Annotated in this window: 16 protein-coding genes; 11 read left to right on the forward strand and 5 right to left on the reverse strand. The window is 37.3% G+C overall.

All coding sequences use genetic code 11. The features are described from left to right. On the reverse strand, window positions 1-252 hold a 252-nt coding region (locus PH210_RS03150), incomplete at its 3' end, for an IS3 family transposase (RefSeq protein ID WP_289983743.1). A gap of 47 nt (window positions 253-299) precedes the next feature. After that, a complete protein-coding gene (locus tag PH210_RS03155) occupies window positions 300-608 on the reverse strand; it encodes a transposase (protein WP_289982978.1) in 309 nt (102 codons plus the stop codon). A 190-nt stretch (window positions 609-798) separates the two neighbouring features. On the opposite strand from PH210_RS03155, the gene PH210_RS03160 reads away from it, so the two are divergent. Further along, a complete protein-coding gene (locus PH210_RS03160) occupies window positions 799-1,359 on the forward strand; it encodes a GNAT family N-acetyltransferase (protein WP_289982981.1) in 561 nt (186 codons plus the stop codon). A 33-nt stretch (window positions 1,360-1,392) separates the two neighbouring features. Here the strand turns inward: PH210_RS03160 and PH210_RS03165 are convergent, their stop codons facing one another. After that, window positions 1,393-1,986, reverse strand: a complete 594-nt coding sequence (locus PH210_RS03165; protein ID WP_289982983.1) for a YdcF family protein — start codon at window positions 1,984-1,986, stop codon at window positions 1,393-1,395. A 172-nt stretch (window positions 1,987-2,158) separates the two neighbouring features. Between PH210_RS03165 and PH210_RS03170 the strand changes: the two genes are divergently transcribed. Next, complete coding sequence (locus tag PH210_RS03170; RefSeq protein ID WP_289982984.1) at window positions 2,159-2,824, forward strand: vWA domain-containing protein; 666 nt, start codon at window positions 2,159-2,161, stop codon at window positions 2,822-2,824. An 81-nt stretch (window positions 2,825-2,905) separates the two neighbouring features. Here the strand turns inward: PH210_RS03170 and PH210_RS03175 are convergent, their stop codons facing one another. Further along, complete coding sequence (locus tag PH210_RS03175; RefSeq protein ID WP_289982986.1) at window positions 2,906-3,754, reverse strand: DegV family protein; 849 nt, start codon at window positions 3,752-3,754, stop codon at window positions 2,906-2,908. Between the two features lie 227 nt (window positions 3,755-3,981). On the opposite strand from PH210_RS03175, the gene hmpA reads away from it, so the two are divergent. From hmpA to PH210_RS03210, 7 genes are all read left to right on the forward strand, one after another. Further along, window positions 3,982-5,196 carry an NO-inducible flavohemoprotein gene (gene hmpA / locus PH210_RS03180; RefSeq protein WP_289982988.1) on the forward strand — a complete coding sequence of 405 codons (1,215 nt, stop codon included), beginning with the start codon at window positions 3,982-3,984 and terminating at the stop codon, window positions 5,194-5,196. Window positions 5,197-5,330: 134 nt separating this feature from the next. After that, window positions 5,331-5,945 (forward strand): DedA family protein, encoded by a 615-nt coding sequence (locus PH210_RS03185; RefSeq protein ID WP_289982990.1) that lies wholly within the window; start codon window positions 5,331-5,333, stop codon window positions 5,943-5,945. A 324-nt stretch (window positions 5,946-6,269) separates the two neighbouring features. Next, entirely contained in the window at window positions 6,270-7,046 is a 777-nt protein-coding gene (locus PH210_RS03190; RefSeq protein WP_289982993.1) for an SGNH/GDSL hydrolase family protein, read from the forward strand. A 15-nt stretch (window positions 7,047-7,061) separates the two neighbouring features. Further along, window positions 7,062-7,976 carry an ABC transporter ATP-binding protein gene (locus tag PH210_RS03195; RefSeq protein WP_289982995.1) on the forward strand — a complete coding sequence of 305 codons (915 nt, stop codon included), beginning with the start codon at window positions 7,062-7,064 and terminating at the stop codon, window positions 7,974-7,976. Further along, window positions 7,969-8,949, forward strand: a complete 981-nt coding sequence (locus tag PH210_RS03200) for an ABC transporter permease (protein WP_289982996.1) — start codon at window positions 7,969-7,971, stop codon at window positions 8,947-8,949. The genes PH210_RS03195 and PH210_RS03200 overlap by 8 nt, the downstream gene beginning before the upstream one ends. 286 nt (window positions 8,950-9,235) lie before the next feature. Next, entirely contained in the window at window positions 9,236-9,604 is a 369-nt protein-coding gene (locus tag PH210_RS03205; RefSeq protein ID WP_289982998.1) for a VOC family protein, read from the forward strand. 8 nt (window positions 9,605-9,612) lie between these two features. Next, complete coding sequence (locus PH210_RS03210; RefSeq protein ID WP_289983000.1) at window positions 9,613-10,560, forward strand: aminoglycoside phosphotransferase family protein; 948 nt, start codon at window positions 9,613-9,615, stop codon at window positions 10,558-10,560. 67 nt (window positions 10,561-10,627) lie between these two features. Here the strand turns inward: PH210_RS03210 and PH210_RS03215 are convergent, their stop codons facing one another. After that, window positions 10,628-11,851 (reverse strand): NAD(P)/FAD-dependent oxidoreductase, encoded by a 1,224-nt coding sequence (locus PH210_RS03215; RefSeq protein ID WP_289983002.1) that lies wholly within the window; start codon window positions 11,849-11,851, stop codon window positions 10,628-10,630. A gap of 258 nt (window positions 11,852-12,109) precedes the next feature. Here PH210_RS03215 and PH210_RS03220 point away from each other — a divergent pair, with 258 nt between their 5' ends. Both PH210_RS03220 and PH210_RS03225 read left to right on the forward strand, forming a co-directional pair. Further along, on the forward strand, window positions 12,110-12,661 hold the full coding sequence (locus PH210_RS03220) for a hypothetical protein (protein ID WP_289983004.1): 552 nt from the start codon (window positions 12,110-12,112) through the stop codon (window positions 12,659-12,661). Window positions 12,662-12,771: 110 nt separating this feature from the next. Next, entirely contained in the window at window positions 12,772-12,897 is a 126-nt protein-coding gene (locus tag PH210_RS03225) for a hypothetical protein (protein ID WP_289983005.1), read from the forward strand. Window positions 12,898-12,907: the final 10 nt, after the last annotated feature.

The raw sequence follows: 12,907 nt of genomic DNA on the forward strand, positions 1-12,907 counted from the left end.
TGGAGGAGTAGCGAACAGACCCAAATCCCTCATCCGATTGGCCACCGTCTTTTGGGAAACCTTTATGTTATCCCGATTTACTAGCCTTTCATGGATTCTAGGGCTGCCAAATGCCGAAAGGTTATCATAAAAGTGAAACTTAATTCGCTCATCCAATTGATGGTTCCACTTTTCCCTTTCTGTCGATTCCTGGCTCTGGCGCTTTTCCCATACGTAAAAACCGGAGGTTGACACACCTAATACTTGGCACATCTTCACAATGGTATGTTCATTCTTGTGCGCTTGAATGAAGGCAAACCTTACTTCTTTTCCTGCGTGAAGATATGCATGGCCTTTTTTAGGATGGCATTTTCCTCTTCTATCTCGAGCCTTTTTAATCTTTCTGCTTCAAACAGTTCCTTGTATTCAGAAGCTGTGAGTAGTTGATCCTGTTTAGCTTTCTCTGCATCCTGCTGCTTCTTACGATAGCTGCTAACCCACTTATGCAGCGTATCATAGGGAATCTTAAGCTCATTACAGACATCAACTTGTTTCCGGCCGTCGAGAACGATCAATTTAGAAACATACTCTTTAAACTCAGTAGGGTAATTTTTATGTTTTTTCGCCATGTTAAACACGTCCTTAATATTGTTGATTATGATTTAAACATGACGCCACTACCCGTGTCCACTTTTTATACTAGCATCATTCTGACTAGTTTATCGGCGAATCTAACGAATTTATCAGCGAATTGCTTTTTATAAAAGGAAATTCAGTAATTACAGCGAATTTAAATATGTCAGAAGGGGGACAAAAAGGATGAAACCTATTTTAAATGACTTTCCAGATGAGTTTTATTCAGAGAGACTGCTGATCCGCAAACCAATGCCTGGCGACGGGCAAGCCGTTTACGAAGCTATGCAGGCTTCAATAGAAGAACTGAAGCCATGGATGCCATGGGCCCATCGGAAGCAGAATGAGCTAGATGTAGAAGCAAACATGCGAGATGCACACGCCAAGTTTTTAACTCGGGAAGATTTAAGGCTGCATCTTTATGATAAAGAGACTGGCCAATTCATTGGATCTTCTGGTTTACATAGAATTAACTGGGATGTGCCAAAATTTGAGATTGGTTACTGGATAGACTCGCGTTATAGTGGGAGAGGATACATTACGGAAGCGGTAGAAGCAATTACAAATTTTGCATTTACTGAATTGAAAGCAAGAAGAGTTGAGATTCGCTGTGATTCAAAAAATGTAAGAAGTAAAGCCATCCCTGAACGACTCGGCTTCAATTTAGAAGGTATTTTAATAAATGATGCTTTTTCAGCAGAAGGTAATGAATTAAGAGACACTTGCATATTTGCAAAGACCCTATAACCAATTAAAAATAGAGTACCAAAATTGGTACTCTTATATACTATCTAGAATATATTTCTTTAAATAAAACTTCGTAATCGCTAGATATTCACGAGTATAGGATTTCGGTACAGCTATCAAAGGAGTCTTCGCAGGTATGCCCTTCACTTCTAAATCATTGTCACGTGCAATTGAAATGGCCCGATATAAATGAAAATTATTTGTAACGATGATGCCAGCCTTAGCTTCCTTTGGAATCAGTTTTTTTGAGAAACGAATATTTTCATATGTGTCAGTTGATTGATCTTCTAGGATAATCCGATTCTCGCTAATTCCTTTTTTAATTAGTTCTCTCTTGATGGATTCTGCTTCGGATATATCTTCCCCAGGTCCTTTCCCCCCAGAGGCAATGACGATTGTATTTTCATTTTCCGTTAAATATATCGCTGCTGATTCTATTCTGCTTGCAAAGGCTAGTGAAGGGACGGTTCCTTTCACCCGTGCCCCCAAGACAATCAAATAATCTGCATTCTTGGGTGCTTCCACATCACTATATTGACCAATCTTAACTTGTAAAAAGACGAAATAGATCAGCCCTAGAGCCATACATAACCCCAGCAACTGAATTCCTTTTTTCTTATTCTTCATGATTACAAATCCATTTCCGTAAAATTTTTAAATATCAATCTATCAATATTATACAAAATAATAAAGTAGTATTGGTTGAAATTACTAACATATTTTTCAAATAGAGTATAATAATAGAAGAATCTTTTATCAAAAGATAGGACTTCAACGGTACATTTTAGGAGGGAATGAAATGTCAACAATTAGTTTACTTAAGAAAAAAGCAGGTATCGTTTTAGAAAAGAAGAAGCTGACAAAAGTTGTGGCTCGAGTTGGTTTAGTGTTAGATATTTCTGGGTCAATGAGAGGATTATACAAAAATGGCACTGTTCAGAAGGTGGTTGAGCGGATTTTGGCAGTTGCCAGCCAATTCGATGATGATGGCACACTGGATGTTTGGGTGTATGACAATGAATTTTCTCGTTTAAAATCAGTCACTGAGAGTGATTTTGTCAATTATGTTGAAGACTATATTTTAAATAACGATATGATTCATAAATTTGGGAGAAATGATGAGCCTCCTGTAATGGAGGACGTTATTGAGAAATACATCATTGAATCTTCATCAAAAGAACCAGCATTTATCGTTTTTATTAACGATGGCGGCTGCAAAAGAACGATAAAAAAACCAGTGGTCGAATCTTCAAATAAGCCCATCTTTTGGCAATTTGTTGGCATCGGAGATTCCAATTTTGAGGTACTAGAAAAATTAGACTCGATGGAAGGACGCTTTGTCGATAATGCGAACTTTTTCCATATTAAAGATATCGAAAGAACAACGGATGAAGAATTGTATAATCAGCTTCTAAACGAATTTCCTTTCTGGTTAGAAGAGGCAAAAACTAAAGGGATTTTATAACTTAACGATTAATTTTTTGAGGACAGAGTTAAATTTATAAACATGGTTCTGTCCTCATGGATGTCTTAAAATAGAGTCCTTTTATTCACATACCCACGAAAGTCCAAGTGTCCCAACCCCCGTATGTACTCCCGCAACCGTTATTAGCATTAAATTTTCTGTTTCAATCCCTGGGAATGATTCGTTTACTAATTTTTCAAGCCCGATTGCCCTATCCAAGTCATTGGCATGGACGATGGCTACTTTTTGAACCTTTTTAGATTCGAGGTCTTCCTTTAATTTATTAACAAGCCACGCTTGTGATTTTTTATCGGTACGGACTTTATCTTTTATTTTTGCAGCTCCTTCTTCAATTGATAAGATTGGCTTGATATTAAAAAGAGACGCCAATAGTTTTTGGCTGCCTGACACACGTCCGCTTTTGTGGAGCTGATCTAAATTGGAAGGCACTAAAAATAATCGTGTGTCCTCACGATAATAATTTAAAGCAGCAACCACATCATGAATATCCAGCCCCTGCTCCACCAGTTCGATTCCGCGTTTGATTAAAAAAGATAACGGATAAGACCCAGTTTGGGAATCAATCGCAAACAATTTAAAATCTTCCATGTCAGCTGCCATGACAGAGGATTGATAGGTACCAGTTAAAAGGCTCGAAGCGTGGATAGCAATTCCAAAGTCATAGTCTTCTTTTAATTGACGATAAAGTTCTACAAAGTCATTAATGGAAGGCTGAGAGGACTGAAACTTCCCGTCCTCGTTTTTCATTCGGTCGTAAAATTCCTGTTCCGAAATATCAATTGTTTCCTTATAAAATTCATCATTAATTACAACGTGCAAGGGAATCACATGTACATGGTGCTGTTGAATAAATTCTTTGCTTAGAGAAGAAGTGGTATCGGTGATCCAAGCAATTTTTGCTTTCTTCATATTTTCCTATCCTGCCTTTATAAAATCCTTTTTCTAACTAGGTTCACAATACAAAAATAGCAAATTTATCACTAGTTATATTTGTCATATGAAAAAGTGAACAATTTGTGAAAATTTTCGCAAAAATTAATGAATCATAGCAAAGTGTGATTTAAATCACTTAATTGATGTCAATTTAGCAATATAATCACTTTGGAAATAGGGAAAACAAGTAAGGAGTGTTAAAAATGCTAAACCAAAAAACAATTGATATCATCAAATCAACCGTACCCGTTTTAGAACAACATGGAGAAAAGATTACCACGCGCTTTTATCAGCTAATGTTTGGGAATCACCCAGAACTTTTAAATGTTTTTAATCATGTAAACCAAAAACAGGGCAGGCAGCAAAAAGCTCTTGCAGGAACGGTATATGCCGCTGCCATGTATATTGATAATCTTGAAGCCATTATTCCTGTTGTAAAACAAATTGCCCATAAACATCGAAGCCTTGGGATTAAACCTGAACAATATCCCATTGTCGGAAAACATCTGCTGCTTGCAATTAAGGATGTTTTAGGCGATGCAGCAACAGATGAAATTATTGACGCTTGGGCTCAAGCTTATAATGTCATCGCAGATGCCTTTATTAGTATTGAAGCAGAAATGTATGATGAAGCTGAAAGCCAAAAAGGCGGATGGGATGGCTTCCGAAATTTTGAAGTTGATAGGAAAGTGGTTGAAAGTGATGTCATTACGTCCTTTTACCTTAAGCCTAAGGAACAAAAGGAAATCGCGGACTTTATTCCAGGTCAGTATATCAGCATCAAGCTAGAGATTGAGGGAGAGGAATATACCCATATTCGTCAATACAGTCTCTCTGATGCACCTGGTCAAGATTATTACCGTATCAGTGTTAAGCGTGAATCAGGAGTACAATGTCCTGATGGTATGGTCTCCAATTACCTTCATGCTCAAGTGAATGAAGGGGATATTTTGAAGGTAAGTGCTCCAGCGGGAGATTTTGTCCTTAATACAAAAAAATCAACACCATTAGTTCTATTAAGTGGCGGAGTTGGGGTAACACCAATGATGAGCATGTTAAAAACTGTTGTGGAAGTGCAGCCGGAACGAAAGGTTACCTTTGTCCACGCCGCTGCCAATGGAAATGTCCATGCTCTAAGGCATGAAGTTGAGGAATTAGCTCAACTGGAAAATGTAACATCCTATTTCTTCTATGATTCACCAACAGAGGAAGACCGCAAGAACAATCGTTTCGATGTTGAAGGCTATGTAACAAGTGAATGGCTGCAAGAAAAAGTCTCCATTGAAAATTCCGATTTTTATTTCTGCGGGCCTGTACCTTTTATGAAAGCAATTAATCGCTTTTTGAAGGAACTAGGAGTGAATGAAGAAAGAATCCACTTTGAATTCTTTGGTCCTAAGGGCAATTTAGAAGATTAATAGAGGAATTTGCCGGTTTCCAAATAGGAAGCCGGCATTTTTTATTAAATAAATAATGGTTATTACAAAAGATGGATAAAATATAGTTATGACAAAAAATGGTCTTAACTATTTTTTAGGGAGAGGTGAAGAATATGGAGTTTTTACTTTCCTTTATGAACGAATATGGATACCTCGTCCTATTTCTCTCATTGGCACTTGGGATCATCGTACTGCCGATTCCAATGGAAGCCTTGATGGGTTATGCAGGTTTTCTTTCATTTCAAGGTCAGCTAAACTGGATTGGCTGTGTCATTGCAGCTACACTGGGCTGTGTGATTGGTATGATCGTCTCATACTATATTGGAGCAAAGCTTGGTATGCCCTTTTTTGAAAAATATGGTTCACAGTTGCGTTTTCGTCCGGAAAAGATTCATTCCACCTCAGTATGGTTTAATAAATATGGAAACAAGCTTTTAATTATTGTTTTTTTTATCCCGGTTTTAAGACATATTACGGGCTATTTCTTAGGAATCACCCGGCTGCCTTTAAAGGTATTTTCCATCTATTCTTTTTTAGGTTCTTTTCTATGGGTTTCCAGCTTTATTTTTTTAGGAAAAATGCTCGGTCCGAATTGGGAGCTCTTATTTCACGGGATCATTAAGAAATACATAATGGTAATTTGCATTATTCTCGGAATATTACTTTTAGGAGTTTTGCTATTTAAAAAATATAAAAAAGGAATCTTAAAACAAGAACAAACAAGGTAAAAAGAAAGTAGGAATCCATATGCGGATTCCTTTTATTTTTACTTTGAAATAGGTCATTTTTATTATTTAAGACTGTTGATTGGAGCTGAAGGCGTGAAGACTCCTGCGGGAGAACGGGGCATGTGAGACCCCACAGGCGCTAAAGCGCCGAGGAGGCTCACCGGACCGCCGCGGAAAGCGAAGCGCCTGGAGTGCAAATCAACAGCCCAGTCAAACAATGAAATGTTAATAAATAATGAACATTACATATATGAAAGTCCTGAAAGTTTGATTCATTCTTCATCTGTGATTAAATAAGAGAAAAGGCCAGAAAGGATGAGTTTTTTGAATAAAAATGTCATACGATCCATTACTGTCATATCAGTCCTATTTTGCCTCCTCTGGCTGATCGGTCTTGGCTTTGCAGTGGGTGAGTATTATGCAGGAAAACCAGAAAAAGTACCGGAAACAAACACGGTATCTAAAAAAGTGGAAAACAAAAAAGGATTAACCATCCTGGCTCTAGGCGATTCACTCACACGTGGAACGGGGGATGAGACTGGTAAAGGATACGTCGGCGTTTTAATGGATGAAATTAAGGAAAAAACAAAGCGTCCTGTTCAGCTAACAAATCTCGGCATCAATGGACAAAGATCGGACCAGCTTAGAAAGCAAATCAGAGAAAAGGAAGTACAAAGACAAATCCAAAAAGCTGACATGGTGCTCGTAACAATTGGCGGAAACGATTTATTTAGAGGCGGACAAGGATTAGTTGACTTCCAAGCAGGAAACATTGCTGCTATAGAGAAGAAATATCTTGATAATTTGAAGTTTATTTTCGAACAAATCCGTAAAAGCAATAGCAAGGCAAACGTTTTTTTTATTGGATTATACAATCCCTTTATTGAATTGAATCAAGGAAAAGAAATGTCAAAGGTCGTTCGTCACTGGAATTACGACAGTGCAGAAGTAAGTGCAGCTTTTCCTAAAATCGTATTTGTTCCTACATTTGATTTATTTGAACTGAAAGTTAATGATTATCTTTATTCGGACAAGTTTCATCCAAATTCGAAAGGGTATCGTTTAATTGCCGAAAGAGTGGCTTCATTACTCACCTGGTAAGGAGAGGGAAATAGTATGGAGAAAAAAATCACGTTATCAGTAAAGAATTTAAAAAAAGTAATCGGAAGGAGAGAGATAATTAAGAACTTGACTTTTGATTTGCGTGAAGGGGAGGTATTCGGTTTCCTTGGGCCAAACGGGGCCGGCAAAACAACCACCATTCGTATGCTTGTAGGCTTGATCAAACCGACCTCTGGCAGTATTCAAATTTGTGGAAACAATATTGAAGACCATTTTCAAGAAGCGATGACCAGCCTTGGCTGTATTGTTGAAAATCCGGAATTGTATCCATACTTATCAGGGTATAATAATTTGCTCCATTTTGCCCGCATGCTTGATGATGTTGGCGATGAGCGAATAAGAGAAGTTACTGAACTTGTTGGATTGACGGAAAGGATTCATGATAAGGTGAAAACCTATTCCTTAGGGATGAGACAGAGATTAGGAATTGCTCAGGCACTCCTGGGAAAGCCTAAAGTGTTAATTTTAGATGAACCAACAAATGGGCTGGATCCGGCAGGAATTCGAGAGATGCGGCAGTTTATCCGTTTTTTGGCAGAAGAAGAAGGATTAAGTGTCCTCGTTTCCAGCCATTTATTGAGTGAAATCCAACTTTTATGTGACCGGGTGGCGATTATTTCTAAAGGAGTCATTATCCGTGTTGATACGGTACAACAGCTTCTGGAGAATCGAGAAAGAGTGGTTTGGCATATAGATCCTTTTGAAAAAGGAAAACAAGTATTAAGCTCCTTAACATCCATTGAGGAAAAAGACGATCGAACCATTTTAACTGATTTCGATGAAAAGAAGACACCGGAATGGAATAAACGACTCGTGGAAGCAGGAGTGTCTGTCATTGAAATCAATCGAAAAATGCCTGTACTCGAAGACTTATTCCTCGAATTAACCGGGGGTGATACGATTGAATAAACTGATTCAAAATGAAATGATGAAGCTGATAGCTAAAAAACGCTTGATTGTCATTGCCATCATTATCGGTATTCTCGTTATGTTATTTACATATGCACAGTATAAGCAGGTTCAAACTCAGCGGGAAAAATTAGGGACCAGTGACTGGCGAACGATTTTACAGCAGCAGATCGTCGATACGACTAATCGGTTAAGCAGCAGCCGAATTTCAGACGAATGGAAAAAGCAGCTTCAAATCTCTTTACAGCAGCAGCAATATTATCTGGACCATGACATTAATCCAGCAGAGCCTGGTGCTCCAACTTTCATGAGGATTTTCCTGGAAAGCTCGATTGATTTATTTATCCCTTTAATGGTCATGGTCATAGCCAGTGATTTGGTCTCATCTGAACATAGCCTTGGCTCGATAAAGCTGCTTTTAACACGACCTGTGAAACGGTGGAAAGTGCTCCTAAGTAAATACATAACTCTCTGTTTAGCAGTGTCATTAGTGATTGCGATTGCAGGTATTTTGTCTTATGCCATTTCTGGGGTTGTTTTTGGCTATAAAGGCTGGGGAGCCCCGATTTTAACAGGATTTAATGTAACGGATACAGGTTTAAATACGTCAGAAGTGAAGCTTTTAAGTCTATGGAAGTTCTTGTTAATGGATTTTGGGCTTGTATGGTTCGTTTCTATCGTCGTTGGTACATTATCCTTTATGTTATCCGTTTTGATTCGGAGTACGGCCGCTGGTATGGGAGTAATGCTCGCTGCATTAATTTCAGGTGCAATCTTAAGTAATATGGTTTCATCTTGGGAATCAGCAAAATACTTTTTTATGGTCAATTTACGATTAACCGACTACATGAAAGGTACGGCACCACCCATTGAAGGAATGAATCTTTCATTTTCAATGATGGTTTTGTTTGTTTGGTGGGCAGCAGCCCTTCTTGTTTCCTTTATAGTGTTTACAAAAAAAGATGTTTATTAATAAATGCTCTTTTCGTAAACTTTTTTCTTTTGGAACCTAATAAGATTCAATTACTAAGTGTATGGGCATTTTTCGCAAAAGTGCTTACGAAAAGATGCCACGACGCTTCTAGTTATACGGGTGTTTAAACTTATACGTAAAACAACAATTTATGCGAAAATAGACTTAATGAAAAACTATTTCCGTTCTGGCGGAAATAGTTTTTAATTCGTATAACTTATATTTGATAGAAAATTATTAATTTTATAAAATAGTAGTGTATATATGAAGAAATGGAGGGGTCAGTATGTCATTTACCATTAAAAAAATCGATCATGTTCAGCTTGCGGGACCTAAAGGGTGTGAGGAGGCTGCAAGAGAATTTTTTGGTGAAATCCTTGGATTGACTGAGGTAGAGAAACCCGAGGAATTAAAAAAACGCGGCGGGGTATGGTTTGAATTTGGTACCTTCCAAATTCACATTGGAGTGGAGGAGCCGTTTGCACCAGCTAAAAAGGCCCACCCAGCTTTCGTAGTTGAAAATATTGAAGACTTAAAAGCCCGCCTTCAGGGTAAGCAAGTTGATTTTACATCTGACGATAATCTTCCTGGAGCTTCACGGATTCATGTCCATGACCCATTCGGCAATCGTATTGAATTTTTAGAATGGGTATAAAGTCTATAATGATATTATCAGATATTAATAGTCAACAATATGAATTACTTAAAGAGGAATGTTCTTTTTGGGATCAAAAAATTGCGGAAATACTGATTCAGGAAAAATTACCATTAACTGGCATTCGAAAATTTCATTATGGTGCCAACATTGTTTACAGTTTCGGAGGAAATCAATTTGTCATAAAGTTATTTCCAAAGCACTTAAATGAACAGTATACGAGAGAATTAGAAGTCCTCACAATTCTTGAAGGAAAAATAAAAATCGTCGATACACCAAAACTGGTCAATCATGGTTCATTTGAAGGCTGGAATTATTTAATCATGACCCAGCTGCAGGGGGAACTGTTAATTGATATTTGGGATCGATTAACAAATGAGGAACAAGAGAATCTAAGTAAAGATTTAGGAAAGACGATAAAGGAATTTCATGAAGTTCCGATTACGGGTTTAAAACAATTGCCCAGTAATTGGAATGGTTTCATACAAAAACAATTCAAAAATATGAAGCATTACCACCAAAATATGGAGTTAAATTCGAATTTATATTCAGATTTAGATTTATATGTGGAAGAAAAATATATTAACACAAATCCTGAGAATAAATTGCTTACTGGTGAATACACTCCTTTTAATTTACTGTTAAACAATAGAAATGGAAATTGGAAGTTAACCGGCGTTATTGATTTTGCTGATTGTTTTTTGGGAGATGGTGACTATGATCTATTAGGACCTATCATGTTTATGTTTAATAGTAATCAAAAACTTATTAAGCATTTCCTTGAGTCTTATGGTTTTCCAAAAATAGAGGTTAATCACGTACTGCAAAAAAAATTAATGACGTATACAATCCTCCATCGTTTTAGCGATATAAATTATTTTGCATCGCAAAACCAGGAGGCTAAACTTGCAGCTAATTTTAATGAATTGGCGAGAATCCTAATTCCGATCTCCTAATCGAACAGCCCCATTAAAAAAATGGGGCTGTTCTCCTTAAATGGGGGGATTACTGAATAAAATAAGGTTATTGTTTTGCTGTAATTTTTACTGGTTCACGGTTAACACCAAAATGCTGATTTACAATAAGAGCAGGACCACCAAGATTATATAGGTACCTTGCTTCAATGATCTGTTTCATAAAGCCTCCAAATAAGCCAGAAAGGCGGAAATTGCCAACTTTTCCAACTGCCGCCGTTGTTCCAATGGAGGCAACAGACCCTTTATGGTGGTATTCAAAGCCTGTTAGATCTTTCCCTCGTATGGTGGCAACAATATTTTTTGCACATACATCGGCTTCCTGTAAGGCAACCTGTGCGGTTGGAGGCAATGCTGTTTTTTCATCCTTTATGAATAATGAACAGTCTCCGATGCTAAAGACGTTTTTCCTGTACTCAACTCGAAGGAAGCGGTCTACAGGGACTTTACCCTTTATGAGTGGTAATTCGCAATTTTCCAGGATTGAGTTGCCTTTTACCCCGCATGACCAGATAAGTGTCCGTGCGGCAATCTCCAGATTATTTTCTAGACTAACTTTTTCAGGCGTACATTCCAAAATTTTGGTTGCCGTGTGTAATTCCACATTCATTTTTTCTAACACTTCAGTTGTATATTGAATAGATTCTTCTGGAAAAAATGGAATCATTGAATCTGCAGCCTCAACCGCGACTATTCTCACCTTATCATATGGAACCTTATGCTTTTTACATAGCTTAGGAAGTCCTTCACATAATTCGCCCAGTATTTCAATTCCAGTGAAGCCGCCTCCAGCCACGACAAAGGTCAAGCGGGAAGGATCTTCATCCTCATTATAAAGAGTTAGCTGTTTGATAATTTGATGGTAAATGGCTTTAGAACTTCTAAAACTTCTTATTTCAAATGCGTTTTCTTTAATACCAGGGATTCCAAATGTTTCAACCTCAAATCCTAATGCCACTAATAAATAATCATATTCCATTGTATCACCGCCTTCTAGGTGAATTTCCTGGCAGTTGATATCAATAGAAGAGACTGTGCCTTTTATAAAATGAGTTTTGTCTTGGTCAATTAAGTCGGGAATGGACATGGCAATTTGCCGGTCTGCTGCTGTTCCAGCACCGATTTTATGAAGCTGGGTTGTAATATAATGATAATCATGCTTATTTATCAGGGTTACATCTGCCTCACCTGGTTTTAGCAGCTTTTCAAGTTTTTTAGTTGTCATTATTCCGCCGTATCCGGCACCCAAGATTACGATTTTCGGTTTTTTCATGATTATTCACTCCTAGTAATGTGAAATATTTCACAAGTATTATTTTAAAAAATAGAGCAGTCGCCCTATAATTATTGTGAAATATTTCACATAAATTCTTATTTATAGATTACGACACATTATAAAAGAACTCAAGAGTTTAATCCCTAAATTTTTGTCAAAATGGTAAATTTTTTTTGAAAAATTGGGAATGATAATTTCGTGCCAATTTAAATCTGGTTTAATCTTCTAAGTATAAAAGTGAGGATGGGATATTAAATGAAGTTAAAATTGTTCAGTTTGTCGTTGGGGCTATTATTGACATTTCCAGGAATTGCGGGTGCACATGAACATGCACCGGTAGACCATATGGAAAAAACGCCTTGTGATTGTGCAGAAGGCAAACAGCATCATCAAATGCACAGAGACTGGCAAGCTCATATGCAGGAAAGAGAGCAAAAGCTTCTAGCTTGGGTAGACCAATTTACACCCAATAAAAAAGCAGAATGGACGAACGTTCTAAATGAAAGAAAGACGCTTCACAAGCAGTGGATGAGTCCTGAAAATGCGAAAAAGCGCGAGCAATGGAAAAATGAGAAAATGGCAAAAATGCAGGAATTAAAAAAGCAATTGGATGAAGGTAAAATTACAAAAGAGGAATTCATAAAGCAGGCGCATGGCGGCAAGGGGATGGGACATTGGAAAATGTACCATGATTTAAGTCTTGCCGTTGAGAAAAAAGATTCCAAACAAGCAACGCTGCTATTAAATCAGTTATTACAGCAAACCAAAGAACATAACCAAAAGCTTAAAGAATTATTAAAAAAATAATAACTGTAGTGAAAAAGCCGATTCTCTAGGATTGGCTTTTTCTAATTTCGGTAGTTAAAATGCAAAACCTGGGGAAATTAATAATGATGCTTATATGAGGAGGTATCTGAATGAAAAGAAAAAATTTAATGCTGGCAACTGTAGGATTAGGGGCAGCGTTTTTACTACGAAATGGAAAATCCAGAAAAATGCTAATGAACCAGTTCCAAGAGATGGCAAAGAAATCCCGGAAATAAATAATAATAA

This window comes from Paenibacillus sp. BSR1-1, from assembly GCF_030403775.1.
In the GTDB taxonomy this organism is placed as follows: Bacteria; Bacillota; Bacilli; order Bacillales; family Cytobacillaceae; genus Neobacillus.

Coding starts and splice junctions, on each gene's coding strand:
- PH210_RS03155 (WP_289982978.1), bottom strand. CDS start 608: ATGGCGAAAAAACATAAAAATTACCCTACTGAGTTTAAAGAGTATGTT.
- PH210_RS03160 (WP_289982981.1), top strand. CDS start 799: ATGAAACCTATTTTAAATGACTTTCCAGATGAGTTTTATTCAGAGAGA.
- PH210_RS03165 (WP_289982983.1), bottom strand. CDS start 1,986: ATGAAGAATAAGAAAAAAGGAATTCAGTTGCTGGGGTTATGTATGGCT.
- PH210_RS03170 (WP_289982984.1), top strand. CDS start 2,159: ATGTCAACAATTAGTTTACTTAAGAAAAAAGCAGGTATCGTTTTAGAA.
- PH210_RS03175 (WP_289982986.1), bottom strand. CDS start 3,754: ATGAAGAAAGCAAAAATTGCTTGGATCACCGATACCACTTCTTCTCTA.
- hmpA (WP_289982988.1), top strand. CDS start 3,982: ATGCTAAACCAAAAAACAATTGATATCATCAAATCAACCGTACCCGTT.
- PH210_RS03185 (WP_289982990.1), top strand. CDS start 5,331: ATGGAGTTTTTACTTTCCTTTATGAACGAATATGGATACCTCGTCCTA.
- PH210_RS03195 (WP_289982995.1), top strand. CDS start 7,062: ATGGAGAAAAAAATCACGTTATCAGTAAAGAATTTAAAAAAAGTAATC.
- PH210_RS03205 (WP_289982998.1), top strand. CDS start 9,236: ATGTCATTTACCATTAAAAAAATCGATCATGTTCAGCTTGCGGGACCT.
- PH210_RS03210 (WP_289983000.1), top strand. CDS start 9,613: ATGATATTATCAGATATTAATAGTCAACAATATGAATTACTTAAAGAG.
- PH210_RS03215 (WP_289983002.1), bottom strand. CDS start 11,851: ATGAAAAAACCGAAAATCGTAATCTTGGGTGCCGGATACGGCGGAATA.
- PH210_RS03220 (WP_289983004.1), top strand. CDS start 12,110: ATGAAGTTAAAATTGTTCAGTTTGTCGTTGGGGCTATTATTGACATTT.
- PH210_RS03225 (WP_289983005.1), top strand. CDS start 12,772: ATGAAAAGAAAAAATTTAATGCTGGCAACTGTAGGATTAGGGGCAGCG.